Annotated in this window: 31 protein-coding genes; 16 read left to right on the top strand and 15 right to left on the bottom strand. The window is 65.3% G+C overall.

All coding sequences use genetic code 11. The features are described from left to right. Positions 1-112: 112 nt before the first annotated feature. The 4 genes from EN808_RS17200 to EN808_RS17185 all read right to left on the bottom strand — a co-directional run bounded on the left by EN808_RS17200 (position 113) and on the right by EN808_RS17185 (position 4699). The gene (locus EN808_RS17200; protein WP_127278997.1) at positions 113-1129 is read right to left on the bottom strand and encodes an ABC transporter permease; all 1017 of its coding nucleotides are present in this window, start codon (positions 1127-1129) and stop codon (positions 113-115) included. Further along, positions 1126-2709, bottom strand: coding sequence for a sugar ABC transporter ATP-binding protein (locus tag EN808_RS17195; RefSeq protein WP_135916467.1), 1584 nt, complete (start codon positions 2707-2709; stop codon positions 1126-1128). The genes EN808_RS17200 and EN808_RS17195 overlap by 4 nt, the downstream gene beginning before the upstream one ends. Positions 2710-2924: 215 nt before the next feature. After that, entirely contained in the window at positions 2925-3872 is a 948-nt protein-coding gene (locus EN808_RS17190) for a substrate-binding domain-containing protein (RefSeq protein WP_127278840.1), read from the bottom strand. A gap of 266 nt (positions 3873-4138) precedes the next feature. Next, positions 4139-4699 (bottom strand): dienelactone hydrolase family protein, encoded by a 561-nt coding sequence (locus EN808_RS17185; protein WP_135916466.1) that lies wholly within the window; start codon positions 4697-4699, stop codon positions 4139-4141. A gap of 137 nt (positions 4700-4836) precedes the next feature. Between EN808_RS17185 and EN808_RS17180 the strand changes: the two genes are divergently transcribed. Beyond that, on the top strand, positions 4837-5535 hold the full coding sequence (locus tag EN808_RS17180; protein ID WP_135916465.1) for a RibD family protein: 699 nt from the start codon (positions 4837-4839) through the stop codon (positions 5533-5535). A 265-nt stretch (positions 5536-5800) separates the two neighbouring features. Here EN808_RS17180 and EN808_RS17175 read toward each other — a convergent pair whose 3' ends face one another. Next, on the bottom strand, positions 5801-6685 hold the full coding sequence (locus tag EN808_RS17175; protein WP_127870203.1) for an SDR family oxidoreductase: 885 nt from the start codon (positions 6683-6685) through the stop codon (positions 5801-5803). A gap of 87 nt (positions 6686-6772) precedes the next feature. Between EN808_RS17175 and EN808_RS17170 the strand changes: the two genes are divergently transcribed. Continuing rightward, the gene (locus EN808_RS17170) at positions 6773-7639 is read left to right on the top strand and encodes a helix-turn-helix transcriptional regulator (RefSeq protein WP_245525088.1); all 867 of its coding nucleotides are present in this window, start codon (positions 6773-6775) and stop codon (positions 7637-7639) included. A 98-nt stretch (positions 7640-7737) separates the two neighbouring features. On the opposite strand, the gene EN808_RS17165 is transcribed toward EN808_RS17170, so the two are convergent. Together EN808_RS17165 and EN808_RS17160 are read right to left on the bottom strand one after the other, a co-directional pair. Then, positions 7738-8190, bottom strand: coding sequence for an SRPBCC domain-containing protein (locus tag EN808_RS17165; RefSeq protein ID WP_135916463.1), 453 nt, complete (start codon positions 8188-8190; stop codon positions 7738-7740). 121 nt (positions 8191-8311) lie between these two features. After that, positions 8312-8854, bottom strand: a complete 543-nt coding sequence (locus EN808_RS17160) for a phosphatase PAP2 family protein (protein WP_135882571.1) — start codon at positions 8852-8854, stop codon at positions 8312-8314. Positions 8855-8900: 46 nt separating this feature from the next. On the opposite strand from EN808_RS17160, the gene EN808_RS17155 reads away from it, so the two are divergent. After that, entirely contained in the window at positions 8901-9380 is a 480-nt protein-coding gene (locus tag EN808_RS17155; RefSeq protein ID WP_135916462.1) for a DUF2127 domain-containing protein, read from the top strand. Between the two features lie 106 nt (positions 9381-9486). On the opposite strand, the gene EN808_RS17150 is transcribed toward EN808_RS17155, so the two are convergent. Beyond that, positions 9487-10257, bottom strand: coding sequence for an IclR family transcriptional regulator (locus EN808_RS17150; protein ID WP_127278848.1), 771 nt, complete (start codon positions 10255-10257; stop codon positions 9487-9489). 48 nt (positions 10258-10305) lie between these two features. Further along, entirely contained in the window at positions 10306-11505 is a 1200-nt protein-coding gene (locus EN808_RS17145; protein ID WP_135916461.1) for an adenosylhomocysteinase, read from the bottom strand. A 167-nt stretch (positions 11506-11672) separates the two neighbouring features. Here EN808_RS17145 and EN808_RS17140 point away from each other — a divergent pair, with 167 nt between their 5' ends. Together EN808_RS17140 and EN808_RS17135 are read left to right on the top strand one after the other, a co-directional pair. Next, on the top strand, positions 11673-13052 hold the full coding sequence (locus EN808_RS17140; protein ID WP_127278830.1) for a sodium:solute symporter family protein: 1380 nt from the start codon (positions 11673-11675) through the stop codon (positions 13050-13052). Positions 13053-13133: 81 nt separating this feature from the next. Further along, positions 13134-13577 carry a cytidine deaminase gene (locus tag EN808_RS17135; RefSeq protein ID WP_127278831.1) on the top strand — a complete coding sequence of 148 codons (444 nt, stop codon included), beginning with the start codon at positions 13134-13136 and terminating at the stop codon, positions 13575-13577. 59 nt (positions 13578-13636) lie between these two features. Here EN808_RS17135 and EN808_RS17130 read toward each other — a convergent pair whose 3' ends face one another. Next, positions 13637-13933, bottom strand: a complete 297-nt coding sequence (locus tag EN808_RS17130) for a DUF1236 domain-containing protein (RefSeq protein WP_135882563.1) — start codon at positions 13931-13933, stop codon at positions 13637-13639. Positions 13934-14496: 563 nt separating this feature from the next. On the opposite strand from EN808_RS17130, the gene EN808_RS17125 reads away from it, so the two are divergent. Continuing rightward, positions 14497-14724, top strand: coding sequence for a polymerase (locus EN808_RS17125; RefSeq protein WP_127278833.1), 228 nt, complete (start codon positions 14497-14499; stop codon positions 14722-14724). Between the two features lie 113 nt (positions 14725-14837). Next, positions 14838-15059: a hypothetical protein gene (locus EN808_RS17120; protein ID WP_135916460.1), complete on the top strand. Its 222-nt coding sequence runs from the start codon at positions 14838-14840 to the stop codon at positions 15057-15059. A gap of 98 nt (positions 15060-15157) precedes the next feature. Here the strand turns inward: EN808_RS17120 and EN808_RS17115 are convergent, their stop codons facing one another. Both EN808_RS17115 and EN808_RS17110 read right to left on the bottom strand, forming a co-directional pair. Further along, positions 15158-17074, bottom strand: a complete 1917-nt coding sequence (locus EN808_RS17115) for a diguanylate cyclase (protein WP_135916459.1) — start codon at positions 17072-17074, stop codon at positions 15158-15160. A 159-nt stretch (positions 17075-17233) separates the two neighbouring features. Continuing rightward, positions 17234-18139 carry a LysR family transcriptional regulator gene (locus EN808_RS17110; protein WP_127278836.1) on the bottom strand — a complete coding sequence of 302 codons (906 nt, stop codon included), beginning with the start codon at positions 18137-18139 and terminating at the stop codon, positions 17234-17236. A 93-nt stretch (positions 18140-18232) separates the two neighbouring features. On the opposite strand from EN808_RS17110, the gene EN808_RS17105 reads away from it, so the two are divergent. The 6 genes from EN808_RS17105 (at position 18233) to EN808_RS17080 (ending at position 22202) form a co-directional block, all read left to right on the top strand. Continuing rightward, positions 18233-19114, top strand: a complete 882-nt coding sequence (locus EN808_RS17105) for an aldo/keto reductase family oxidoreductase (protein ID WP_135916458.1) — start codon at positions 18233-18235, stop codon at positions 19112-19114. Positions 19115-19254: 140 nt separating this feature from the next. Continuing rightward, on the top strand, positions 19255-19590 hold the full coding sequence (locus EN808_RS17100; RefSeq protein ID WP_127278838.1) for a metalloregulator ArsR/SmtB family transcription factor: 336 nt from the start codon (positions 19255-19257) through the stop codon (positions 19588-19590). After that, positions 19587-20087 (top strand): SRPBCC domain-containing protein, encoded by a 501-nt coding sequence (locus EN808_RS17095; protein WP_127870195.1) that lies wholly within the window; start codon positions 19587-19589, stop codon positions 20085-20087. Before EN808_RS17100 ends, EN808_RS17095 begins: the two co-directional genes overlap by 4 nt. Beyond that, positions 20077-20901 (top strand): alpha/beta hydrolase, encoded by an 825-nt coding sequence (locus EN808_RS17090; RefSeq protein WP_127870194.1) that lies wholly within the window; start codon positions 20077-20079, stop codon positions 20899-20901. Before EN808_RS17095 ends, EN808_RS17090 begins: the two co-directional genes overlap by 11 nt. A gap of 39 nt (positions 20902-20940) precedes the next feature. Then, a complete protein-coding gene (locus EN808_RS17085; protein ID WP_127281270.1) occupies positions 20941-21327 on the top strand; it encodes a VOC family protein in 387 nt (128 codons plus the stop codon). Positions 21328-21428: 101 nt separating this feature from the next. Continuing rightward, positions 21429-22202 carry a pseudouridine synthase gene (locus EN808_RS17080; protein WP_127870193.1) on the top strand — a complete coding sequence of 258 codons (774 nt, stop codon included), beginning with the start codon at positions 21429-21431 and terminating at the stop codon, positions 22200-22202. 34 nt (positions 22203-22236) lie between these two features. On the opposite strand, the gene EN808_RS17075 is transcribed toward EN808_RS17080, so the two are convergent. Together EN808_RS17075 and EN808_RS17070 are read right to left on the bottom strand one after the other, a co-directional pair. After that, on the bottom strand, positions 22237-22650 hold the full coding sequence (locus EN808_RS17075) for a hypothetical protein (protein ID WP_127280132.1): 414 nt from the start codon (positions 22648-22650) through the stop codon (positions 22237-22239). Positions 22651-22912: 262 nt separating this feature from the next. After that, entirely contained in the window at positions 22913-23182 is a 270-nt protein-coding gene (locus EN808_RS17070; RefSeq protein WP_127870192.1) for a cyclase, read from the bottom strand. 226 nt (positions 23183-23408) lie between these two features. Here EN808_RS17070 and EN808_RS17065 point away from each other — a divergent pair, with 226 nt between their 5' ends. From EN808_RS17065 to EN808_RS17055, 3 genes are all read left to right on the top strand, one after another. Next, positions 23409-24155 carry an SDR family NAD(P)-dependent oxidoreductase gene (locus EN808_RS17065; RefSeq protein ID WP_127280130.1) on the top strand — a complete coding sequence of 249 codons (747 nt, stop codon included), beginning with the start codon at positions 23409-23411 and terminating at the stop codon, positions 24153-24155. 40 nt (positions 24156-24195) lie between these two features. Next, the gene (locus tag EN808_RS17060) at positions 24196-25239 is read left to right on the top strand and encodes an RNA polymerase subunit sigma-70 (RefSeq protein ID WP_127870191.1); all 1044 of its coding nucleotides are present in this window, start codon (positions 24196-24198) and stop codon (positions 25237-25239) included. A 99-nt stretch (positions 25240-25338) separates the two neighbouring features. Beyond that, positions 25339-25740: a VOC family protein gene (locus EN808_RS17055; protein ID WP_127280128.1), complete on the top strand. Its 402-nt coding sequence runs from the start codon at positions 25339-25341 to the stop codon at positions 25738-25740. Positions 25741-26050: 310 nt separating this feature from the next. On the opposite strand, the gene EN808_RS17050 is transcribed toward EN808_RS17055, so the two are convergent. Further along, positions 26051-26632 (bottom strand): histidine phosphatase family protein, encoded by a 582-nt coding sequence (locus tag EN808_RS17050; protein ID WP_135916457.1) that lies wholly within the window; start codon positions 26630-26632, stop codon positions 26051-26053. Between the last annotated feature and the right edge of the window lie 333 nt (positions 26633-26965).

Raw genomic sequence — 26965 nt, 5'->3', positions numbered from 1 at the left:
CATCCCTCATGACGCCACCCGCCCAAGCCTTTCTAGCAAGGCGCCGATGTTTTGCAACCGGGCCGGGAACTGGCCGCGCATCCGCTGCACGCGGCCATGGTGCCGCGCACCCTTACCGCCTCACCCGCGACTTCAGCCAGCGATCGAACGCCACCGCCAGGATCAGGATCAGGCCGATGACGATGCTTTGCGTGTAGGACGACACGTTGTTGAACTGCAGCCCGTTCTGCAGCACGCCGATCAGGGCAGCCCCCACCACCGTGCCGCCGACCGAGCCGATGCCGCCGAACAGCGAGGTGCCGCCGATGACGACGGCCGAGATCACCGTCAGCTCGTAGCCGATGCCGGCGACCGCTTCGGAAGAATTCAGCCTGGCCGACAGCACGAAGGCGGCAAGCCCGGCGAAGAAGCCGACGATGACATAGACCGAGACCAGGATGCGGTCGACGCGCAGGCCCGACAGCCGTGCCGCTTCGGCATTGCCGCCGACGGCGTAGACGGCACGGCCATAGCGGGTGTAGCGCAGCACGATGTGGCACAATATGGCGGCGATGGCGAAGATCAGCGCCGGCACCGGCACCGGGCCGATCAGCCCGGTGCCGAACCAGCGCATGGAGGCATCGAAGCCGGAGATAGGACCGCCATTGGAGATGGTCAGCGTCAGCCCGCGAAACACCGTCAGCCCGCCCAGCGTGACGACGAAGGGCGGTACTTTCAGCCTCGTGATGGCGAACCCCTGCACGCCGCCGGCGAGAGCGCCGACCACGACGGCGGCCAGCAGCGCCGCGAACCAGCCATAGCCCTGCGTGCCTGATGTCGACAGCGACAGCGTGTTGGCGGTGCCGCCCTTGGCGACCACGGCCGCCACCATGCCGCAGAAGGCGAGCAGCGAGCCGACCGAAAGATCGATGCCGGCGGTGAGGATGACGAAGGTCATGCCGAGCGCGATCAGCCCGGTGATCGAGATCTGGCGCGTGATGTTGAACAGGTTGATCGGGTCGATGAAGCTCGGCTTCAGCACGGTGAAGACGACCACGAGGGCGGCCAGGAACAGCAGCGGCCCGAAGCTCATCAAAAGCCGCGCGATCGTCACGCCGCCGCGCTGGTTCTGTTCCTCGGCGATGCTCATCGTGCCTGCCCCCCCGCGTCCTGTGCCGGCGTATCCTGCCTGTCGAGCGCCATCAATTCCATCAGTCTTTCCTCGTTTGCCTCGACGCCCGGCATCTGCCCGGTGATGCGGCCCTTGCGCATGGTGACGATGCGGTCCGACACCGCCAGCACCTCGGGCAGTTCGGACGAGATCATCATCACCGCGATGCCCCGCGCCGCCAGTTGCACCAGGATCTGGTGCACCTCCGCCTTGGCGCCGACATCGACGCCGCGCGTCGGCTCGTCGACGATCAGCACCTTCGGGTCGCGCGCCAGCCAGCGCGCCAGGATCACCTTCTGCTGGTTGCCGCCCGACAGGCCCTCGATCGCCTGCTCGGCCGAAGCCATGCGGATCGACAGCATTTTGCGGAAACCCGACAGCGCGTCGCGCTCGCGCCGCTCGGCCATGAAGCCGAAGCCGTTGCTGAAGCGCCCAAGCGAGGCGACGGAGAAATTCGGCAGGATGCCGAGCGCGGCGAAGATCGCCTGGTGTTTGCGGTCCTCCGGCACCAGGCCGATGCCGAGCTTGATGGCGTCGGCCGGCGATGCGGGTGCTATTTCCTTGCCGTCGAGCGTGATCGTGCCCGCCGCGATGCGGTCGGCGCCGAAAATGGCGCGGGCGAGCTCCGTGCGGCCCGAGCCGACGAGCCCGGCAACGCCGAGTATCTCGCCGGCCTTGAGGTCGATGTCGACGCCGTCGAGCACGATGGCATGCGGCGCCTCGGGGTCGCGCACGGTGCGCAAGCCCCGGACGGACAGCACCACATCGCCGGCCACCGCGCGTTGGGCGGGCCGCGCGTAAAGTTCGGAAGCGGCGCGGCCGACCATCTTCTCGATGATGGCGGGCAGCTTGATCGGCCCGCCCTGACGGTCGAGATGCCCCGCCAGCCTGCCGTCGCGCAGCACCGTCATGCGGTCGCAGATGGCGGATGCCTCCTCCAGCCGGTGGGTGACGAACATGATCGCGACCTTGTCCTTGCGCAGCCGGTCCATGATCGACAGCAGCCGCTGCACCTCGGTCTCGGTCAGCGCCGAGGTCGGTTCGTCCATGATGATCAGCCGGCTTTTCAGCGACAGTGCGCGGGCGATCTCGACCAGTTGCTGTTCGGCCACCGACAGCGCCGACACCGGCGTCATCGGGTCGATGGAGAGACCGACGCGGGCAATGATGGCGCGGGAATCCTGCTCCATCCTGCGCCAGCTCACCAGGCCAAGCGGCCCGGTCGGCGCGCGGCCGATGAAGATGTTCTCCGCCACGGTCAGCGTCGGGATCAGGCTGAGCTCCTGGTAGATGGTGACGATGCCCAGCCGCTTGGCGTCCTGCGGGCTCGCCGGCTGATAGTCGGCGCCGTCGAAGGTGATGCGGCCGCTGGACGGCGGCATGACGCCGGACAGGATTTTCAACAGCGTCGATTTTCCGGCGCCGTTTTCGCCAAGCAGGCCGAGGATTTCGCCGGGATGGATGTCGAGCGAAACCTCGTTCAGCGCGGTGACGCCGGCGAAATGCTTGGTGAGGCCTTCGACGGCAAGCAGGACGGGGGATGCGGCTTCAGCTGGCAAGGATGGCTCCCGGATTGCGGCAGGCAGCGCGGCACGCCCCCCTCTGTCCTACCGGACATCTCCCCCACGAGGGGGGAGATTGGATGTCGTGAAGGCTTTCGCCAATCTCAAACGTTGCAAGAGGCGGTCGAAAGAAGCTGCTGATCTCCCCCCTCGTGGGGGAGATGGCCGGCAGGCCAGAGGGGGGCGTGCCCCACCGGCCTCACCAATCCAGCCTACTTCGTCTCGTTCAGCCGCTCCGCCTTATCCAAATTGTCCTTGCCGATAACGATGGGCGTCAACAGTACCAGCTTTTCCTTCGGCTCGGTCTTGTCCTTGGCGTAGGCGACCGCGATCTGCACGGCGGTGCGCGACTGCTTGCCGGGGAACTGTTCGACCGTGCCGGCGAGCTTCCCGTCGCGCACGGCGACCAGCGCTTCGGGCAGCGCGTCGAAGCCGTAGATCTTGACGTCGGTGAAGTTGCGCGCGGCGCACGCTTCGAGCGCGCCCAGCGCCATGTCGTCATTGGCGCAGATGATGGCGTCCGGCTTGCCGTTGGCGGCAAGGCCGGCTTCCGTCACCGTCAGCGCCTCGGCGCGGGCGAAGTTGGCGGTCTGCTCATAGATGATCTGGTACTTGTCCTTCAGCGGATCGAGCACATTGTGCACGCCCTTGTTGCGGTCGATCGCGGGACCCGCGCCCGGCTGGCCCTGCAGGTGGAACAGCTTGGCGCCATTGGGGAATGCCGCCACCACGGCGCTCGCTTCCGCCTCGCCGCCCTTCACATTGTCGGCGCCGACATGGGCAAGGATGCCCTGGACACCGTCGACGCGGCGGTCGATCGTCACCACGGGAACGCCGGCCTTGACCGCTTCCTCGATGGCTGGCGCCAGCGCGTTGACGTCGAGCGGCGAGATGACGATGGCGTTGACCTTCTGCACCAGGGCCGCCTCGATGTCGGCGGTCTGCTTGGTGGCCGAGTTCTGGCCGTCGCTCTCGGTCAGGTTGACGCCTTGCGCCTGCGCTTCGGCCTTGATCTCGTTCAGCATGTGCACGAAGAACGGAAAGCCGAGACTGGGCACCGAGCCGAGAATGGTGAGTTTGTCCTCGGCGAAAGCCGAGCGTGCGGCCAGCATCATGGCGCCCGCGGCCACGGACGTCATCAGGAATTCGCGTCTGTTCATGGGTTCCTCCTCCACAGAAGCGCACTGTCCCTAAAAACCGGGACCGGTTTCAGGAAGGATCATGCGCCGGTTAAAGTGTTGGAGCATCCTCCTTGCGCCAAGAACGCATGCCGCTCCAGCTGACCGCCGCCAAAACTCCTCCGATCGGCGTCAACAAGAGGATGCTAACCCAGGGTCAACCGTTTGTGCAACATCGATATAACAGAGCCGGACAGCGACTTGTCGGAATTGTCTGAATTTTGGATTCTTGGGGCCTGAAGGCCCTTCTATGTCAGGAACGTCAAAGTGCGGCTCCAAAGCTGCGCGGCGGCCGTTCCATTATAGTCGGGCAGTGCCGGGTCGGAAAAATAGTGTCCCGAGTTTGGATAGCGGAAGACCTGCACATCCGCTCTCGCTGCCTCCGCGCTTTCCTGCCAGGCGCGGACATCCGGCTCGGGGAAAAGTGGATCGGTGTCCGCGACATGTAGTTGAACCGGCAGGCCCGGGCGCGTGTTCGCAGGCACGGTCGCCAAACCGTGCAACAGAAGGACACCCGCGGCCAGCGGACGCGACGCCCAGAATTCCGCCACCACGCCGGCGCCCATCGAGATGCCGGCCAGCACCGTATCGCCCGGCGTCGAGGCCAAAGCCTCCCGTGCCTTTAGGCAGATAGCATCCCAACCGATCCGTGCCTTGATCGCGAAACCTTCATCGAGATCGTCCGTCGCCGCACCCTGATAAAGATCTGGCAGCGTGACGGCATGGCCGCTGGCGCGGAAGCGCTCGGCAAGATCACGTTCGATCCGGCGCAGGCCAAGAACCGAGTGAAACAGGATCATGTTCGCCATGCTCTGGTCCGGGTCGCTGAAATCCCGTCATGCTACCTGCCGGGGCTTGGAGCCTCAAGGCACGCCACGTCGACTTCCATTTTTCCGACGCGGCATTACCTTTGGACCGGCCAAAGCCGACAAACGGAGACACCCATATGAAGCCGCACATCATCTGCCATATGCTTGCCTCGCTCGACGGCAGCCTTCATCCGAGCCGCTACACCGAAAGCCCCGATGGCAGCCGGGCCGAATGGTCGGGCCTCTATGAACAGATCCACAACGACCTCGAAGGCGACGCCTGGATCGTCGGCCGCGTCACCATGGCCGAGATGAGCAAGGCCGGCGCGCACCCGCCGGCGCATGCTGGCAAGGTCGAGCGGCCGCATCATTTCGCGCGGCGCGACGCGGGCAGCTATGCCTTGGCGCTCGATGCCTCCGGCAAGCTGCACTTTGCCAAGCCCGACATCGGCGGCGATCATGTCGTGGTGCTGCTCGGGCGTGATGTCCAGGACAGCCATCTGGCCGAACTGGCAGCCGACGGCGTGTCCTATATCGTTTCGCAAACGCCCGACATCGATCTCGCCGCGATGCTCGACGTGCTCGGGCGCGAACTCGGCATAAGCCGGCTGCTGCTCGAGGGCGGCGCCGGCATCAACGGCTCCTTCTTCGCTGCGGGGCTGGTCGATGAGTTGAGCCTGCTGGTCGCCCCCGCGCTCGATGCGCGGGCGGCGAACCAGGGCGTTGTCGAGTTCGGCGAGGCCGGCCTAGCGGGCAAGATGCGGCTGTCTCTCAAAAGCTGCCAAACCCTGGCGCATGGCCTCGTCCAACTACGCTACGCCGTCAGCCCTGGCTGATCTCGTGCTTGCGTTTTTGGACTGCATGCCTCCATCGTTTCGTCATCCACGGGCGGAGCAAGGAGCGTAGCGACGCAGCGCAGACCCGAGGATCCATGCCGGGACTCCTGAGCCCCGCCACAGTGAAGAATTCTGCTCCGCTGCGCTCTTCGACCCAGGTCACGGAATGGATCCCAGGGTCTCCGCGACGGAGCTTCGCTCCTGCTGCGCCCTGGGATGACGAAGTTTAGAAGCCTCGGCCAATTCCGAACGTTGCTACCACCCATCAGTATCGCATGGCGTCGAGATCGGCGATCAGCGTCGGGCCGGTCGGATGCCAGCCGAGCCGTGCCTGGGTCAGCGCGCTGGAGGCCGGCAGGTCCATGGGGGCGAACATCGCCATCCAGCCGAAATGCTCCGCCGCCTTTTCCGGCGCGATCGAAACGACCGGCAGGTTCAGGCCCCGGCCAAGCGCCTCGGCGATCGCGCGCACCTCGACGCCTTCCTCGCCGACGGCGTGATAGCGCGCGCCGGGTTGGCGCTTTTCCACCGCGAGCCGGTAGAGGCGCGCCGCGTCGAGCACATGGCCCGCCGAAAAGCGATTGCGGCCTTCGCCGACATAGGCCGAAACGCCCTTCTGGCGCGCGATCTCGATGAGCGGCGAGATGAGGCCTTGCTTCCTCGTGTCATGCACCTGCGGCAGGCGCAGTACCGAAAGATTGATGCCGGCCTCCAACAAGGCATTGCCGGCGAGTTCCGAGGCGATGCGGGGATTCGCGTGACCGGCGTTGAAGACATCCTCGACCGCCAGTTGGCCATGGCCGGGGCTGCCCATGCCGACGCCCGACGTGATCACCAGCGGCCGGTCGGAGCCGGCGAGCGCCTCGCCAAGCGCGGCGATGACATGGCTGTCCTTTTCGCAGTTCTCGACAAACCGCGAGAAATCATGGTCGAACGCGGTGTGGATCACCGCTTCCGCCTTGGCCGCGCCGTCACGCAAGCCTTTCGGATCCTCGAGGGTCCCCCTATACACCTCGGCGCCGGCGGCTGCCAACGCCTGCGCGCCCGCCTCGGAACGGGTGACGCCGACCACCTGATGGCCGGCCTGAAGAAGTTCGGGAACGAGCGCCGAACCGATGAAGCCGGTCGCGCCGGTGAGAAAGATACGCATGCAAAATCTCCTGGGTTGCCTGCGTAATATCGCCGGTCTATTATTCCATTAAAGTAGTGATCTTATCATGGTATAATGGCTAACAGGATGCCCAACGCCTCCAACGGCTCGCTCGCTGCGTTCCTGAAAGACCGGCGCACCCGGCTCGACCCCTCGTCGTTCGGCTTCTCCGGGCGCAGGCGCACGCCTGGGCTGCGCCGCGAAGAGGTTGCCCAGCGCGCCAACATCAGCCCGACCTGGTACACATGGCTGGAACAGGGCCGCGGCGGCGCACCCTCGGCCGACGTGCTGAACCGCATCGCCAAGGGCCTGCTGCTGACCGAGGCCGAGCGCGAACATCTTTTCATGCTGGGGCTGGGGCGCCCGCCCGAGGTCCGCTACCTCCGCGCCGACGGCGTCAGCCCCAGGCTGCAGCGCCTGATCGACACGCTCGAGGCAAGCCCTGCCCTGATCAAGACGGCGACCTGGGATGTCGTCGCCTGGAACAGCGCCGCGCAAGTCGTAATGACCGACTACAGCACCTTGCCCCACGGCCAGCGCAATATCCTGCGCTTCATGTTCCTGAGCCCCGCCATCCGCGCCAAACAGCACGATTGGGAGAACCTTGCCCGTTTCGTCGTCGGCGCGTTCCGGGCCGACGCGGCGCGCGCCGGCGCGGTGTCCGAGGTCGCCCAACTGGTGGAGGAATTGTGCGGCGCCAGCCCCGAATTCGCCGCCCTGTGGCGGGAGAACGACGTGCTCGCCCATGGCGACGGGACCAAGCGCCTGAAGCACCCCGAGCTCGGCGACATCGAGCTCGAATATTCGGCCTTCGCGGTCGATGGCCGGCCGGACCTCAGCCTGACCGTCTACAACCCGGTGGACAGCAAGGTCGCCGACCGCATCCGCGACCTCGCCCGGCGCCGCAAGGAGCGAGACGCGACGGACCCGTCGATGAAGCCCACCACGCCTTAGAGCAATTCCAGGAAAAGTGTGAAACGGTTTTCCGTTCGGGATTGCGTAAAAACAAAGAGTTAGAGCCGTTCGGCGATTCCGTGAAATGCGGAACGGCTCTAGGGGCCTTCGCACATCGTCTTCAGGATCCGCAAGGTCGGCCCCCAGTAAAGATTGGCATGCGGACGGATCGACGGTTCGGCGAAGCCGCTCAGCGTCAAGGTCAGCAGCGTTCCCTGATCCGCCGGCGCGAGCGCGAAGCCGACCACAGTGTGGTTTTCCGGCATATCAGCCAGGCGCGAGGCCGACAGCGTGCTCCAATAGCTGTAGGCGAAGCTCTTGTCCGGCTCGAAGGCCCGGACCGCGCCGTGGTTCTCGAACGGCAGGCCATGAAGCAGGCCCCGTATCACGATCGCGCCGCCGGCTTGAGCCTCGAGGCTGACATCCAGTTCTTCGTCGGACATCCATTGCGCAATCAGCGCCGGCGTTGTCAGCACCCGCCAGACCTTGGCCGGGTCGGCATCGATGGCGATGGCCTTGACGATCGGCGCGGCGTCGAGGGAACCGGTCACGAACGCAGCGACATTGCGCCAGCGACGCGACCGGAACCACGCCGGGTAACATTATGGACCGGTCTTTCCGAACTTGCCCCGGCAGGATTGTACGCCGGGTCTGTTCGACGACCGATTTCCATCACAGGATACTTGTCGCCAGCCGGTCAAGCCGCGAATCCTCACGGTAGAGGGCGCGGACGAGTACCGCCGCGGCAATGCCGGTCAAGGCACCGCCAAGCACATCCGTGACGTAATGGGTGCCCACAAACAGCCTCGACCAGCAGATCAGCACCGCCACGGCTCCGAAAATCAGCGCGCGTCCGGGAAGCGCCTGCAGGGCGAATGCGGCAACGATGGCGAAAGCCGCCGTCGCGTGATCCGAGGGGAACGACCAGTCGGCGCTGGCGGGAATGATGAGATGGGTCACACCGGCGTCGTAGGGACGCACGCGATGCACGAAAAGCAGGCTGATCTGGTTGGCGCCAAGTCCGATCAGGAAAGACAACCCCGCCGCGATCGCGGCATGGCGGACGTGGGTCCGGTCCGTCCTGCTCCACCATTGCAGGACCACGCAGGCGATCAGGAGCGGGACACCGAATTTCGTCACCGAGATCATGATCAGATCCAGCGCCGGGCTTATTCCCGCCGCCGAATTGATCCAATGTGTAGCCGTCACGTCCATCAATTCACCTTATCGTCGAGCCGCCACACCAAATGGCAGGAGAGCCATGAACGAGCAGCGTGTCCACCAGATTTTCGAAGTCAGCCTGCTGCTAAAGGGCGCACATGCGCTCATCGAATGCGTCGGCGGCTTGCTCCTCGCCTTTGTCAGCACCAGCACCATCGTGTCGCTGGTGAACAGGCTGACGCAGGAAGAACTGGTCGAGGACCCGCATGATTTCATCGCCGGCCATCTGATGGACGCGGCGAACCATTTCTCCGTCGGCACGCAGCATTTCTACGCATTTTACCTTCTCAGCCATGGCCTCATCAAGATTGCCTTGGTGGCGGGGCTGCTGAGGGGGAAGCTGTGGGCCTATCCGGCCTCGCTGGTCGCCTTGCTGCTGTTCATCGTCTACCAGCTCTACCGCTTCAGCTATACCCGCTCCGCGGGGCTGATCGTGCTCACCATATTCGACCTCGTCGTCATCTGGCTGATCTGGCACGAATACCGCCTCGTTCGGCGCCACAAGGTGGCAAGCCGTTAGGGGGGGCGTCGTTGGCGACACCACGCTTGCAAGATCCTCCGTGGAGGACAGCGAGGCATCATCACACACCACGGCGGCGGCCTGCCCGTCCCTGCGGTTGCCGTCGTTATTGCGAGGGCTCGGGCGCCAGCACGAGGGCGATCTCGTGCGCCGCTTGCGCGGCATGGCGGCGCACGGTGGCAAGGTCGAGCATGCTGTAGGTGGTCGCCACATAGGGCACGGTGAGTGCCGCGACCGAATGGCCGAACGGCCCGATGACCGGGAAGGCAAGATCGATGACGCCCGGCTGCAGCCCATCCGCCACCTCTTCGTGGCCGGCGGCGCGAATGCCGGCAAGCGCCTCACGCACATCGCCCTTTTCGTCAGCAATGCCGGAGGCTTGCAGCCATTGATTGACTCTGTCCTGCGGCTGGAACGCCATCAGCGTGCGCCCGGTCGCGGTGCCGAACAGCGGAAACTCGGCGCCGACGCGCACGCGGAAGCCGAACGCCGCCGGACTTTCCACCTGCGCCAGGATCAGCACCCTGCCGGCATTGTGGACGCCGAGGTTGCAGGATTGCTGGATGGCGTCGGACAGCCGCCGCATCGAAGGCAGCGCCGCCTGGACGAGGCCGCGCAGCGGCTCGTGCCGGTGCGCCAGTTCGAACAGGCGCGGCGACAGGAAATACGGCCCGGCCGGGCGGTCGCGGAAGATGTAGCCGCGCCGCTCCAGCGCCTGCAGCACGCGGTAGATCTGATGGATCGAGCGTCCGACCGCTTCGGAAATCTGGCCCTGGTTCAGCCCGTCCTTCTGCTCGGCCAGCAGTTCGATGATGTCGAATGCCTTTTCCAGGGCCGGAACCGAATAGTCCGGCGCTTCCGCGGTCTTGCCAGCCATGCCCCATAATCCTTCTCGGACCAGCCTAGAATCATGGGCCTACCATAGCTACAAGGCGGCTCCCATCGAAGCCGTCATCAACCGGGCGATGCGCCGGTTGATGTCGTCGGGCACCGGCTGCGCGCCCGCCGCCAACCCTGCGCCCTTGGCTACACGCTCAAGCGACAGCGCCTGCAGCATGAAGCCGATATCCATGGACTCGATCGAATTGCCCTTCGGCTCGATTCCGGCAAGGTTGAACATGCGTCCCTCGGCGACGAGGATGACATGCCGCCCATTGGCGAGATCGAGACGCCGTAGAGCGCCGTCCAGATCGGTGACGACGCTGGTCATGGCAGCGAGACCCTCAGTGTTGATCTCCCACGGAAAATGCCCGGAATTGGCCAGCACCGCGCCATCCCGCATTTGCGAAATCGCCGCCGCCGGCAGCACGCCGGCGCGGCCGGTGGCGGTGATGAACACTTCCGCCCATGGCGCCAGGTCGGCGAGCGGCGCCACGCGGTAGCCGTCGAGCGCCGCCTCCAGCGCCTTGATCTCGTCGATCTCGACGATGGCGACGCGTCCGCCCAGCGCTCGCAGATATTGCGCGATGCCGCGCCCGCACCAGCCATAGCCGATGACGCAGAAGCGGCGGCCGGGGATCATCAGATTGGTGATGCGCATGAAACTTTCCACCACCGATTGGCCGACCGCGTGCTTGTTCTCGCCGATCGCCTTCAGTGGGCTGTCATTGATGACGATGGAGGGGAACGGCACCTTGCCGGCCAGCTCGCCACGCAGCCGGTCGCCGCCCGATGTCGTCTCCTCGGTACCGCCCAGGATCGATGCCGCCCTGCCCCGCTCGACGATGCCGGCGGCAAGATCGGCGCCATTGTCGAGCAGCATGTCGGGCTTGGCGTCCAGCACCCGCGCCAGATTGGCGTGATGATCGGCCAGCGTATCGGCACGGCGGCCGAACATGCCGATGCCCCGGCTTTGCAGGAAGGCGACGACATCGTCCTGCGTCGAGCCGTGATTGCCGGTGCCGACGATCCCGGCGCCACCGTCGGCCAGCACTTCGAGCAGCACAGCGGTCTTGGGTTCTACATGCAGTGAGACCCCGATGCGCCGGCCGGCGAAAGGCCGCGTCCGCCGGAATTCCTCGCGCAGGCCGGCCAGCAGCGCCATCCGCGAACGGATCCAGGCAATCCGGGCGCGGCCGCGCTCGACCAGTTCGGTGTCAGCCGGATTGGTATGGGCTTGGGTCATTCGAAGTCTCCGATCGCGATCCAGATTCAGCACTTGCAAAAAAGTTTTTTGCATGTGACAAATATTGTAGAGGGTCGTCAAGCCCCGCGAAGAGGGCAACCGACAGGACAGTGCGGCGCTCCAGAAACTGGCGCGCGTCATCGGCTTTGCATGGGAAGGGGTACAGAATGGGAAATCTGGATATAGCGATCGTCGCCGTCTATCTCGTGGCGGTCACGGGCATCGGGCTGTATTTCGCCCGCTCGATCAAGACCGAAGAAGATTACATCGTCGCCGGCCGGCGCATGGGGCCGCTCTGGCTGACCATCTCGGCCTTCGCCTCATGGACCGGGCTTGCCGGCCTGTTCGGCACACCCGAAATGGTGGTGCGCTATGGCATAGCGGGCGCATGGTGGTGGTACACCTTCCCGATCGGCCTTTTGCTGATGGGCATCTTCCTGGCGAAAATCGTGCGCCAGCGCATGCATGTGACGACACCGGACATCGTCGCGCAGGATTATCCGGCTTCCGTGCGCGTCGCCGCCTCGCTGGTCACCAGCTGGAACTACCTTGCCTGGGCGGCGGCGCAGGTCTTCGGCATCTCCATGGTGTTCACCCTGTTCTCGGGCATGGACCCGAAGACCGGCGCCATCGTCGCCTTCCTGGTCGTCATCGTCTACACCATGCTCGGCGGCTTCCTCGCCGTGGTGGCGACCGACGTGCTGCAGGCCGTCATCTTCCTCATCGTCATCGGCGTGGTGGCGCCGCTGTTCGTCATCTTCGGGCCCGGCGTGCAGCATATCTATGAGGCGACGAAGGACATTCCCGGCTTCTACGATCTGTTCGCCAACGTGCCGCCGGCGACGCTGTTCGTCTGGTTCCTGCTGCTGCCCGCCGGCTTCATCGACACGATCGGCTTCCAGCGCGTCTTCTCGGCCAATTCGCCGGACACCGCGCGCAAGGGCCTGATCAACGGCTTCGTCATCATGGCGGTGTTCGGCGTCATCCTCACCTTCCTCGGCGTCGCCGCCAAGGCGCTGCTGCCGGCCGATGCCAACCCGGTCAACGCCATGCCCGACCTGATGGTGCAGCTTCTGCCGCACGGCGTCATCGGGGTCCTGGTCGCCGCCTTCCTGGCGGTGGCGATGTCGACGGCGAGCACCACGCTGCTGATCACCGCCACCACCTTGCAGCGCGACGTGATCTCGCGGTTGCGGCCCGGCGCCAGCGACAAGGAAAGGCTGTGGACCAGCCGCATCCTGCTGCTCGTGCTCGGCCTGGCGGCGCTGGTCGTGGCGCTGTCGGTACCCGGCATCGTCACCATCCTGATGCTCGGATTCTCGGTCTATGTGCCGGGCCTGCTGTTGCCGGTGCTGTCGGCCACCTTCGGCTGGCGCATTCCGTCGTGGTCGATGCTCGCGACCATCGTCGTCGGCGCCGGCTCGACCGCGATCCTGGTGCTGATGGGCGAACCCGGCGGCATTCCACCCTCGCTGATCGGCTTCATCCTCTCGGTCGTCCCCTTCGTCGCGGGGCTCTTGATGCGATCGGAACGGCAACCCGCGTGAGCACGGAAGATCAAGAAGAAGCAACGAGTTAGAATTCCATCCTGAATCAATGCGGGATGGAGCCCCGATGCGGAGAGACCAATGCTGAAGACCAGCTTCGACAGACTTTCGAGCGCCGATCAGGCGCTCGTCACCGCCGCCGCGCAGGCCCGCGACAAGGCCTACACGCCCTATTCCAACCACAAGGTCGGCTCGGCCGTGCGCACCGCGTCGGGCCGGTTGTTTTCCGCCTGCAACGTCGAGGTCGTCACGTTGCAGCAATCGGTGCATGCCGAGCGTAACGCTGTGATGCAGATGGCCGCCGCCGGCGAGCGCCAGATCGAGGCAATCGTCTGCCACGGCCCCTATTCCGGCGTGCCATGCGCCGAATGCCGGCAGGTGATCTGGGAGTTCTGCTGCGATGATCCCGAGGTCAGGATCATCGGCTCGACGCTCGACGGCGGGATCGAACTGATGACCATCGGCGAGATTTATCCAAGCCCTTATGGGCCGGGCACCAAGGGTATCGACCCGCGCAAATTCTGATTGCGCGGGCACCCAGTTGCAGCCGGCCCGCCACCAGCCCGGTGGCGGGCCGGGCGTTGTTACTGGATGATCTTGATGATCTTGTGGGTGCCTGGATCCACGATCACCGTCTGGTTGTCGATCACGGTGTAGCGATATTTGACATTGGGGACTTCGTGAAGCTCGACCGTGTCGGGCAGAGCCGTGCCGAGGCTGAGTTCGACGCCGGGAACCTTCACCGAAGCCAGCGGCTGCTTCTTCACATATTCCTTGATCACCGTTTCCTGCTCGGGCTGGATGATGACGTCTTCGGCGGCGGCTGCGCCGACACCCGCGAGCAACAGAACCGCGGCCACGGCGGCAAGATTCTTGTTCATGAATTCCTCCATTTGAAATCGGCACAGCACAGGATTGTCGCCGCGCTGAGGATCGAACTTCAGGCACGGATGAACGTTCCCCGGTCGGGCTTCGGTCGGGCCAACCTCGGACTTAGGTCCCATTCAAGAACGCAATGGTCCTGCCGCCGCTCCCGCCGGGAACGGTCGCCTTTCGCACTCGTTGTCGCTCCGTGATGGCAGGCAGCTGACTGATATCAGTAAGCAGCCCCATGTTTTTAGCGAATTGGCGCAGCTACGTCCCTTCCTGCGCCAATAGGGTTCGCTCACTGCGTCCAGTTGGTGAGCGAACCCTGAATTCCCCGGCATCGGGCCGAGACGGGAGGAGGTTGTGATGTTCGGCGACAAGGAAACCCGTCTTATCGAGATGGTGCTGCTGATGGCGGTCCCGTTATCGGCGTTGATTCCCGCATTGCTCGTCACCTTCACGTCGAGCTGGTAGCAGCCCGCTTCGAGAAAGACAGCCCCGCCTGCTTTGGCGGAGGGCTCGGCATCCGCTGATGCCCGTTCACGATTGTCGATGCGTGATTTGGAGGAGAGGGAAAATGCAACTTGGTGACATCATCGCCAACACCTTGGCCATCCTCTTGCTGGTTTGTTTTCTCGCCAGCACCTTCTTCCTTTTCGGAAAGCCATTATGGCCGGAGCAGCACGCTCGCATGGTCATCATTGTGCCGGTTGACACGATGACGACATCGTCGACCGGCCGCGGTGGCGCCCCTGTCCTCCCAGGCACTTTCGACACCAGCATTGCCCGTCCGAGGCCGTCCTGACGGGCATCATGGGCATGCGCGCCAGCGAATGCAGCCGCGCCCGAACAGCCCGGAACCAAACCAATCGGCGAGGGTTTCCCAGTGGAAGGGACCGCAACCACGGAAGCGGAGTAATGGAACTTCTGACCTTGGAACTGGCCCGGGCGAGGCAGCGCCTCAACCGAGCGGAACTTGCCCTGGAACGTGCAAACGCGATGCTGGACGAGGACTGTGGCGTTGGTATCAATCTGAGGCTTTGCGACAGGATACGATCCGCGCAACAACGCGTCGGCGAGGCGAAAGCTCGGCTTGTGAAGTTCGATCCCGTAAGCATGGATTCAGGCCACAACGGTTGAAGCAACTGAGAGAGAGGCGCCCGCCGAATCCTCATTCAGGCAATCGCCAGTTCACCCTCGGATTCTACCCGGCAGCCCGGCCCTAGGCCTAGGAAGACTCAAGTCTTGCGCCGCGAACCGGTCGCGCGTTGGTCGCTGAGGTGAGGACGCCATCCATGCACTCGGTCCCGCCCCGCGGCCTTGGCGCCGTAGAGCGCCTCGTCCGCACGATTCAAAAGATCGGCGATCTCCATGGCGGCGCCGCCGGCATCGAAGGTGCCGACACCGATGCTGACGGTGACGATGCCTTTTTCGCTGCCGTCATGCCCAAGAGCGAGGTCGCGCACCTTGCTCCTGAGGTTTTCGGCGATGACGAAGGCGCCCCGCGCATCGGTCTCCGGCAGGATGATCGCGAACTCCTCGCCGCCATAGCGGGCGGCGTCGTCCGCCGGCCGGCGGGCTGCCGCCTCGATGCAGCGGCTGACGACGCGCAGGCATTCATCGCCCGCCGGATGGCCGTAATAGTCGTTGAACCGCTTGAACCAATCGACGTCGATGATGAGCAGGCTGAGCGGCATTGCGTTGCGGCTGGCGCGGGCGAATTCGCGCGCCAGCGCTTCGTCGAAGGCGCGCCGCGTCAACAGTTCGGTCAGGCCGTCACGGTGCGCCAGAAGGTTCAGCTTCTCATTGGCGGCCATCAGTTCGGCCTCGACCTGCTTGGCCTCGGTGATGTCGGAAAACACGCTGAGGCTGCCGCCATCGCCGGTCGGCCGGGTGCGCACATCGAGCCAGCGCCCGTCGGCAAGCTGGACCTGGCGGTGACTGACGAGCTTCTGCGCGGCCATGATGCCGGCGATCCAGTCTTCGACCGCGTCCGGCGGCGTGGTCCCTTCGCCGCGCTCCGCCGAGGCGCGCAGGATGTCGCGGTAATCGGCACCCGGCACCCTCATGTCCGCCGTCTTCGGAAACATGGCGCGGTACCGGGCGTTGCACAGCACCAGCCTGCCGTCCGGATCGAACATCACCAGGCCGTCGGCCATGTGCGTCAGGGCGTCTCCGAGCCTTGCCTGGCTTTCCGCCAGCTCGTTCTCAAGCTGCTTGCGAACGGTGATGTCGCGATTGTGCGTGATCAGGCCGATGATGGCTCCGCTCCTGTCGCGAAAGGGCGCCTTCAAGGTCGCCAGCCAGCCATCGGTGCCGTCCTCGTGGTGAAGGCGCTGTTCGATGGTGGACGAGGCGCCCGAGGCCAGCACGGCAAGCTCGTCCTCGCGGAAGCCCTGCGCCGTCTCACGCGGAAAGAAGTCGAAATCCGTCTTGCCGATCAGTGCCTTGGCGTCGGTCGCATGCATCAGTTCCGCCGTCGCCGGATTGGCCGCGATGAACCGCCCGTCGAGATCCTTGACGTTGAGGCAATCGGGCAGCGTCTCCACCACGGCCTTGTAGATGCGCCGGGACTGCAGCGCTTCGAGGCGACGCCGCTCCTGGTAGAGCGTCAGCCCCGACAGCACCACCGAGACGAAGATGAGCAGGGACGACGGCAGCGCCACCTTCGGCAGCACCATCTGCAGGACATCCCGCGGCAGCACGCTGAGGCCAAGCAGTGACGCCGCCGCGGCGGCCGCGCCAAGGATCATGATGTCGATCATGGTGGCGCGGCGGCCCTTCAGGGCAAGGTTGCCGGCAACGCCAACCAGCATGGCGGCCGCGATGCCCACGGCGCCGGCGAAGGCGCCGATGCCGCCCTCGAAAGTCCGGAAGGCACCGGCCATGACCCCGGCGACGATGCCGGCGACAGGGCCGCCGAAGAAGCCGGCAACGGCAATCATCGTCGCCCTGAGATCGGCGAACACGCCCGGCTGCAACTGCATGGGTGTCAGCATCAGGACGATGGCGCCGGCGCCCATCAGCAGGCCGAAGGCCGCTGCCTTCGCGGCGGCCGGCCAGCGATCCAGCCACACATGGGTGTGGATCCAGACTGAAACGAACATCGCGACGACCGCGAGATTGGCCAGCAATTCGGACCAGGGCGAACCCATTGCGCGCCTTTCCTTTCACCGGGCTTTCGCCGTATCGCCTCCTCGATAGGCCCTCAATGACAACAAAGTGTTACATCGGGGATTTGCCCTTTGGTCGAAAGCAACCGCGGCTACACGCCGAAAAGGCCGGCGCAAACCTGCAGCGATTTCGGTACGGGATCAGTCCCACCGCATCCCAGCGACAAAGTCGATGAACGCGCGCAGCGGCGCCGGCGTCAGGCGGCGGCCGGGATAGTAGAGGTACGGGCCTGAAAATTCCTGCCACCAGGGCTCCAGCACCGGCTCCAGCCTGCCATCGTCGAAATAGGGATGCAGCCAGTCCTCGAACAGACTGACGATGCCGCCGCCAGCGACGGCCACCTCGAGCGCGAGCGCCATTGCGGTGCCGGTGCTGACCAGCAGCGGGCCGGTCGGCTCGACGCTCACCTCCTCGCCGTCGCGTTCGAACTCCCAGGGCGGCGTGAAGCCGCTGGCGAAGCGGCCGCGCAGGCAGGCGTGATCGAGCAGGTCGCGCGGGTGCTCGGGCCGGCCGCGCCGGTCGAGATAGGCCGTCGCGGCGGCGGTGGCGAAGCGCTGGCGGCGCGGGCCGATCGGCACGGCGATCATGTCCTGCTCCAGCCGCTCGTCATAGCGGATGCCGGCATCGCAGCCGCTCGCCAGTATGTCGACGAAACTGTCCTCGGCGGTCACTTCCAGGCGAATGTCGGGATAGGCCGCGAGGAAGGGCGGCAACAGGCGCGGCAGCACCAGTTTCGCCGCCACCACAGGCACGTTGAGCCGCAACGTGCCGGCCGGCCGGCCGCGAAAACCGTTGACCACGTCGAGTGCTGCCTCGACCTCGCCGAGCGCCGGACCAAGCCGTTCGAGCAGCCGCGCGCCGGCTTCCGTGGGCGCCACGCTGCGCGTGGTGCGGTTGAGAAGCCGCACGCCGAGTTCGCTCTCCAGCCGCCGCACCGTCTCCGAGAGGCTGGAGGCGCTGACGCCGCCCACCCGGGCCGCCTCGCGAAAGCCGCCGGCGCGCGCCACCGCCATGAATGCCTGGAGGTCGCCGAGATTCGCCGCCATTGTTCGCCTTTCCGCACAGGCCGTGCCGATTGCACCATATTATCGTGCAGGCGCGCCTTGTCTATATCTGGCTGATCCAATGGAGACGACACCATGACCGACATCAGCAAGGCCGGAAGCTTCAAGCTCGGCGACCGCACCGTGAAGCGCCTCGGCTACGGCGCCATGCAACTGGCCGGCCCGGGCGTCTTCGGCCCGCCGAAGGACCGCGAGGCAGCCCTTGCCGTGCTGCGCGAGGCGATTGCCAGCGGCGTCGACCACATCGACACATCGGATTTCTACGGTCCGCACGTCACCAACCAGATCATCCGCGAGGCGCTGCACCCCTACCCCGCCAACCTCACCATCGTCACCAAGATCAGTGCCCGGCGCGGGGCGGATGCATCGTGGATTCCCGCAATGTCTCCCCAGGAGTTGACGCAGGCCGTGCACGACAATCTGCGCAATCTCGGACTGGACGTGATCGAGGTGGTGAACCTGCGCTCCATGCATGGCATCCACGGACCCGCCGAAGGGTCGCTCGAGCCGCAGCTCGACACGCTCGCCGAACTGCAGCGCCAGGGGCTTGTGCGCCATATCGGCCTGAGCAACGTCACCCGCAAACAGATCGCGCAGGGGCGCGGCATGGTCGACATCGTCTGCGTGCAGAACCAATACAATATCGCCCACCGCGAGGATGACGCGCTGATCGACGAGCTTGCCGCCGACGGCATCGCCTATGTGCCGTTCTTCCCGCTCGGCGGTTTCACGCCGCTGCAGTCGAGCACGCTTGCCGACGTCGCGCAAAAGCTCGGCGCGACTCCCATGCAGGTGGCGCTCGCCTGGCTGTTGCAGCGCGCGCCCAACATCCTGCTCATCCCCGGCACCTCGTCGGTCGGGCATCTCAGGGAGAACCTGGCAGCGGCCGAACTTAGGCTGCCGGCGGATGCGATCCAGATCCTGAACGGCATCGCGGCCGAAAAGGCAGCCGCCTGAGCTTCCAAAGCCACGCTTGCCGGGGTGGAAACGTTCTCCCCGGCGAGCGCGCCATCTCTCGCGGTTTCCGAAAGCTCGTTGACGAGGTAAGGCAAGCCGTTTATAGAACCAATTAGTTCTAGAACTGATTGGTTCCAAAAATGGCTGCTGAATTTTCCCTCGACCAAACATTCGCCGCGCTCGCCGATCCGACGCGGCGCGCGATCCTTGCCCGGCTGCTCGATGGCGAGGCCTCGGTCGCCGAGCTCGCGCAACCCTTCGCGCTCACCGTGCGGGCCGTCTCCAAACATGTCGGCGTGCTGGAGCAGGCCGGCCTCGTCACCCGCAGCCGGGCGGCGCAGAAACATCTGAGCCGCATCGAGCTCAAGCCGCTGCGCGACATCGACCGCTGGCTCGACGACTACCGAAAACTCTGGGAAGGCCGCTTCGACCGCATGGAGGATCTGCTGCGGCGCGACGCGGACAAGGCGCCATGAGCGAGAGCGTCCAAGATACCGCCGAGCGCAGCTTCGCCATCGAACGGGTGTTCCAGGCTCCGGTGGCACGCGTCTTTCGGCTGTGGACCGACCCCAGGCTGGTGGCGCAATGGTGGGGCATCAAGGATTGCACCATTCCTCACTGCGTGCTCGACGTGCGCGTCGGTGGCCGCTGGCGCATCGATATGCTGACCGCCAGCGGCACGCTCTACCGCAACCAGGGCAGCTATCTCGAAGTCGTCGAGAACGTCAGGCTGAGCTATTGCGACGAACCGGATCCGGAAATCCGCGAATGGGCCGGCAATCCGCCGGGCCGGAGCCGCCATACCGTGAGCTTTATGCCCGACGGCATGCGGACCCATGTCCATTTCGAGGTGACGCTGGCGAGCGCCGCCGACCGCGAGCGCCTGCTGGCGCTGGGCATGCGCGGCGGCTGGATGCAGAGCTTCGACCGGCTGGAGCAGCTGATAGACCGGGAAGCCAACCATGCCGGCTGAGAACGCGAAACCGTCCATTGAAGCCGTACTGTCGCGGGATGGGACGCCGATCGCCTGCGAGCGCCGCGGCCACGGCCACCCGCTCATTCTCGTTGACGGCGCGCTGTGCTCGCGCGCGATGGGACCGAGCGGTCCGCTGGCCAAGGCGCTCGCGGACAACTTCACCGTGTTCCGCTACGACCGTCGTGGCCGTGGCGGCAGCGGCGACACCGCGCCCTACGCGGTCGAGCGCGAGGTCGACGACATCGAGGCCGTGCTGCGGGCCGCCGGCGGCGAGGCCTATGTCTGGGGCATGTCGTCCGGCGCCATGCTGGCGCTGATGGCGGCAACCCGCCTGCCCGGCATCAAGAAGCTCGCGCTCTACGAAGCGCCGCTGATCGTCGACGACAGCCGCACCACCACGCAGGCCGATTGGGCGACGATCGAGACTGCCGTCGCCGAAGGCCGGCGCGGCGACGCCATAACCGCCTTCCTCAAATCGGTGGGCATGCCCCGCCTGCTCATCGTCTTCATGAAGCTCATGCCGATCTGGCGACGGCTCAAGGCGGTGGCGCATACCTTGCCGCATGATGGCGCCATCGTCGGCGGCGATCAGCTTGGCAGGCCGCTCGATCCCAGCCGCTGGGCTTCGCTGCGCGTGCCGGTATTGGTGAGCGACGGCGGCAAGAGCCCGCCATGGATGCGGCATGGCAACAAGGCCCTGGCCAAGGCATTGCCCAATGCAAGCTATCAGACGCTGCCCGGCCAGAACCACATGCTGAAGCCGGCCGCGCACGCCCCGGTGCTGACGGCGTTCTTCAACAGCCTGGATTAGGTACGGACGTCAACCCATGCGAATAAAAGGAAATCGACCATGCGGCTTCGCCATATCCTCATCAAGGTCGACGACCAGGACAAGGCGCTGGCCTTCTACACCTCGGTCATGGGTTTTGTGAAAAAGCATGATCACGACAGCGGTCCAATCCGCTGGCTGACGGTGGTGGCACCCGACGATGGCGGCACGGAACTGGTGCTCGAACCCAACAGCGCCCCGCCGGCGCGCGCCGCGCAGCAAGCGCTTTACGACGCCCGTTTCCCGGCGGCGCTCATCACCGTCGGCGACATCCACGCCGAGTTCGACCGGCTCACCGCGCGCGGCGTGAAATTTCTCGGGCCTCCGGAACGCACAGGCCCGGTGACATCGGCCTTCTTCGACGACACCTGCGGCAATTTCATCGTGATGGCCGAGCCATCCGCCTGAAGCGCTTGTTGCTGGGACAGGAAACAGACCGGCCGCGCCCGGCTTGCGGTGCCCGCCTCGCCCGTGGCATCTGTCCGCTGGAACGGATCACCGGCAACAGCATGGCAGCACGACCACCTCCGCCCGGCCGGCCGCCAGCCGGCAAGCCCCGCAGCGCCGGGTCTCCCGGCGTCAGCCTGAACCGCGCGATGTCAAAACTCGGCCTGTGCTCGCGCACGCAGGCCGAAGTGCTGATCGCGGCGGGTCGCGTGCGCGTAGGCGGCAAGGTCGTGCGTGACGCGGCGTTGCGCGTCGACATGAACCGCGACCGCATCGTCGTCGATGGCGATGCGGTCGTCGCCGAGCGCAAGGTCTATCTGATGCTGAACAAGCCGCGCGGGCTGGTCACCACCCGCGACGACCCGCAACAGCGCGACACCGTCTATGCCTGTCTCGAAGGGCTCGATTTGCCGTATGTCTCGCCGGTCGGCCGTCTCGACAAGGCCAGCGAAGGCCTGCTGCTGATGACCAACGACACCCGCTTCGCCAACCGGCTGATGGATCCGGCCTCGCATCTGCCCAAGACCTATCACGTGCAGGTCGCCACGGTGCCGGATGAAACGCTGCTGGACAGGTTGCGCGCCGGCGTCACCCTCGACGGCGAGACCCTGGCGGCAAACGCGATCGAACTTTTGCGCAGCGGCGGCCGCACCGCCTGGCTGGAGATCGTGCTCGACGAAGGCAAGAACCGCCACATCCGCCGCCTGCTCGCCGCCCACGGCATCGAGGTCAAGCGCCTCATCCGCATCGCCATCGGCAGCCTGCCGCTCGGCAACCTCGCCAAGGGCACGGCGCGGCATCTGACGGCGGAGGAACTGGCGTTGCTGGCTGAGTAAGCGGCGCGTCGCCACCAGCCGAAAAACGAATCTGCTATTCGACGTTGATCCTGATGACCGTCCTTGACGCATATCCATAGAAGGTATGAAGGGACAAAGTCACCTCGTCTCGCCCTTTGAAACCGGGGGCCGACCGATACATGACCTTGATCCCGTCGACCTTGCGCGAATCGCATTTCGCACGCGCATCTTTCTTGGCGTAGTGCGCATAGGTCTTCCCGTTCATAATCATCAGCTTTCCATGACTTGGTCCGGAAATTGCTCTCAAATCATCCTTGCCGGCCTTCGAACAGTCGGGGTTGAGGGTCGATCCTCCGTAGAGAAAAATCTCCTGTCCGGAGAGTGCCGTTTTTTCATAGCTGAACGAGTGGGTATACGCGGCGGCTGGACAGACCGAAAACCCCAGAAGCGCAAGCACCGTCATGATACCCGTTGTGCGGCGGATCATATCAACTCCCCTCAGCCTTATGAATTAATTCACCCGCCGACAGTTTTAGGATGGCTTTCGAGCCAATCGCCAATCACGGGCGCAGTACTTCCAATCAATTCTTGGTTATCAGAATAGAGTTTTGCCGATGCGTTTTGCTTCTGGCAATGGATCGGCTCTGGCGTTGCTGCGCGCTCGAGCAAACGTCCCGCCCGCCAGGCCGAAAGCGACCTGGCCATTCATTGCGGCAGTGGCGACCGGATCGAACGGCTAGAGCAGTCGATCAGGCCTTGTTGGTGATCCACATGGTTGGCGCGCCGACCACGCCGGCGCTCGCCATCGCCTCTTTCAATTTTGGGTTTTTGATGAAGGCCTGCGCTTCGGCGGCACTGGCGAAATCATGCGTCACGGTGACGTCGTTGGGGTTGTCCGCCGCCTGATAGACGGCCTCCGCCTTCACGCCGTTGGCCTTTTGAACCGGGGCGAACCCGTCATAGACTTTGCGCCATGCCTTGTAGTCGGACACGGTATGTCTCACGAACAGCGTCGTCATCGTACATTCCTCCCAGGCTGTTGTTATTGGTGCGCCCAAGAGATCGGCGATGGGCCGTCCAGTTTATCGCCCCAATCATGTCCTTGGCAAACCGGCGAACGAATGAGAGCCGCCTGACAGGCGCCCCGGAAAGATTTTTGCCGACGTGCCGATGAATTCCACCCGCCTCGGCTGTCCTGATCATCAGGCGCCGGAATTCCTCCGGGCCGGAACAGCGAGGTGAACCATGGGATCGTTGCAAGGTCAAAATGTTGTCGTCGTCGGAGGCAGCCGGGGCGTCGGCCGCTCCATCGTGAAGGCTGCGCTGAGCGAGGGAGCAACCGTGCTCGCCGTCGCCCGGGGCGCGGACGCTTTGAAGGAACTCTCCTGGGAGGCGTCAGGCGTAAGGACGCTCGTGGCGGACGCCACGCAGGAGGTGGCACCCGATGCGGTCTTCGCCGCTCTCGAACCGGACGTGCTGGTGATCTGCGCCGGTGCCTTCGCCCCGTCGGCACCGATTCAGGACCAGGGCTGGGACGAATTCTCCGCCAATTGGGAAATGGACGTCAAGGCGTCCTTCCTGTTCTGCCAGGCGGCGCTGCGCGGCCGGCTGAAGCCCGGCAGCCGCGTGGTGCTGATCTCCAGCGGCGCTGCATTCAGCGGCGGCCCGCCCAATTCCGGCGGCTACTCCGGCGCCAAGCGCATGCAGTTGTTCCTCGCCGCCCACAGCCAGAAGGAAGCCGACCGGCTTGGCCTCGGCCTGCGTTTCATGGCGCTGGCGCCGATGCGCATCATGGCCGGCACCGGCGTCGGCCAGCGCGGCATATCGGGCGTTTCGGCCTATCTCGGCATCAGCCCGGCGGATTTCCTGGCCAGCATGACCGATATGCAGACGCCCGCCGATGTCGCCAGCGCCGTGGTGACGCTTGCCGGCGGCAAGATGCAGGGCACCGCCTTCACGGTGAGCGGCAGCGGCCTTGCGGCGGCGGCGTGAGGCGCGCAGGATGGCCCGAAATCGTTACAGTGGACTTGAAATGACGGATGCTCCTGGCGCTTCCGGGCCATCGGGCCGGCCGGTCCTCGACCGGCCGGCCTTCGAGCGCCTGACCACCACCCACCGCCGCGAACTCAAGCTGCACTGCTACCGGATGATGGGCTCGCTGCACGAGGCCGACGACCTCGTCCAGGACACGTTCCTGAAGGCATGGCGCGGCCGCGCGCAATTCGGCGGCCACGGCTCGCCGCGTGGCTGGCTCTACGCCATTGCCACCAACAATTGCCTCAACGCGATCAAGGCGAGGTCGTCGGCGCGCCGCATTCTCGAAGAGCCCGCACGGCCGTCGACCGAAGGCCGCGCCGCTGCCGGGCCGGCCGCCGAACTCGCCTGGCTGGAACCTTACCCGGACGCCGAGCTGCCCGATCTCGCCGATGGCGCACCCGGGCCGGACGCACGCTACGAAACCCGTGAGGCCGTCCGGCTGGCCTTCGTCGCGGCGATCCAGCTTCTGCCGCCCAGGCAGCGCGCCGTGCTTTTGCTGTGCGACGTGCTCGGCTGGTCGGCGCTGGAGGCGGCTCAATTGCTGGGCGGCTCGACGGCGTCGGTCAACAGTGCCTTGCAGCGGGCGCGCGCCACACTTGGCGAACGCTTTCCAAAGGGGCGGCCACTGCAGCGCGCGCGGCCAAGCCCCGACGAGGACCTGCTGCTCGAACGCTATATCAGGACCTGGGAGGCCGCCAATCTCGATGGCTTCGTCGAACTGCTGCGCGAAGACGCCACCTACCACATGCCGCCATGGCATGACTGGTATCAGGGGCGCCAGGCGATCCACGACTTCTTCAAGACCGTGTGGAACAATTACGCCGGCTATCGCGCGGTGGCGACAAGGGCCAACGGCCAGCCCGCGGTCGCGATCTACGCGCAGCGGTTTCACGACCCGGAATGGCGCGCGCAATCGCTGCACGTCATCGAGCCGGCCGAAGGCCGGATCACCGCGCTGACGGTCTATGTCGGCCCGCTCGGCCCCGATTTGTTCGCGGCTTTCGGCCTGCCGCCGGTCTGGACCGAACCCGAAGCGTAACCGTCACAACTCCTCTCCTGACAGAAAGCTGTCAGGAGGCCTGGTCTATGCATCGGCTGGGAAGCCCGCTCGCGGCTTCGAGATCAAGGAGCCAATGCGATGAATTTCGTCTCTGTCCGCATCATCACGTCAGATGTCCAGCGCCTCGTGCGCTTCTACGGTGAGATCACCGGCATGCCGGTGACCGTATACACGGAAGACTTCGCCGAACTGGCGACCCCGGCCTGCACGCTGGCAATCGGCAGCACGCGCACCCTGATGCTGTTCGGCGGCGACATCGCCCGCCCCGCCGACAACCACACCGCCATCCTCGAATTCCGCGTCGGCGACGTCGATGCCGAATTCGCCCGGCTGTCGGACCTCATCAAGAAGACGACCGTGCAGGAGCCGACCACCATGCCTTGGGGCAACCGCTCGCTGCTGTTCCGTGACCCCGACGGCAATCTGGTGAATTTCTTCCAGCCCATCACCGCCGAGGCGATCAGGAAGTTCGAGAGGTAGGAGGCGGGCGCGCGGTTTGAGTTGATTAGCGTCCAGCATCGGAATTAGCCAAAGCCACCCAACACGTCGTCATCCTAGGGCGAAGCAGGAGCGCAGCTCCGTCGCGGAGACCCTAGGATCCATGCCGGGACCTTTGCCGTGAAGCGCAGCGGAGCAGAATTCCGCACCGTGGCTGCGCCCCGAAGTCGCGGCATGGATCCCTTGGGCTGCGAAGCAGCTCCAGGGGTCTGCGCCGCGTCGCTTCGCTCCTTGCTTCGCCCGTGGATGACGAAGACGATAGGCGTCACCGCATCTGGTTGATGTGGCCTGCCTACTTCCCGTTCCACTTGCGCACGACCGGCTCGGTCAGATCATGCTCATAACCCAGCACGCTGATGCTGGCCGTGTCGAGCACGAACAGCGCGCCGCCTTCCGGCGGCAGGCCGAGCCAGCGGGCGGCGAGCACGCGCAGGAAATGCGCGCTGGAAAAAATCAGTATGTCGGCATTGGCCTTGCGCAGGCGATCCATGATCCTGTCGGCGCGGGCGCCGACATCGGCCGCCGTCTCGCCTTGCGGGCAACCGTCGCGAAACACGTTCCAGCCCGGCCGCTCGGCCAGGATCTCCTTGGTCGTGCGCCCTTCATAGGCGCCGTAATCCCACTCCTGCAGATCGTCCATCTTCACGCTCCGCGCGCCAAAGCCAGCGAGCACGCTGGTGTTGTAGGCGCGCTGCGAGGGGCTCGACCAAACCTGGGAAAACGACAGGCCTTTCAGGCGGTCCACCACACCGCGCGCCGCCGCTTCGCCGGCCGGCGTCAGCGGCATATCGGTGCGGCCTGTATGCTGCCCCGAAAGGCTCCACGCGGTCTCGCCATGCCGGACCAGATGGATCTGTGGAAACGCGCTGCTCATGGAATGCCTTTCAAAGTTGTCGGCACCTTAGAGGACGATTTCGCGAAGGGGAATCCGGCTGGCGAAATGCATGCCTCTTCTCGATGCGCTGGCGCCGCCCCTCATCTGGCTGCCGCCACCTTCTCCCCGTAAACGGGGAGAAGGACGCTGTCGCCGCTGGTTTCGCCAATCGGCAGCGTTGCAAGTGAGGCGGCGGCCTTGAGGCAGCTTATTTCTCCCCGTTTACGGGGAGAAATGCCCGGCAGGGCAATGACGGGCGGCGCCGGCGCCAACGATTGACCGCCCGAGACACCAAGCTCTGGATATCGAATCCCTCGCTGGCCCTGATCCCCG

This window comes from Mesorhizobium sp. M8A.F.Ca.ET.165.01.1.1, from assembly GCF_004792065.1.
GTDB lineage: Bacteria > Pseudomonadota > Alphaproteobacteria > Rhizobiales > Rhizobiaceae > Mesorhizobium.
The sequence above is the reverse complement of the archived record's forward strand: the minus strand, read 5'-3'. Positions and strand labels throughout refer to the sequence as shown.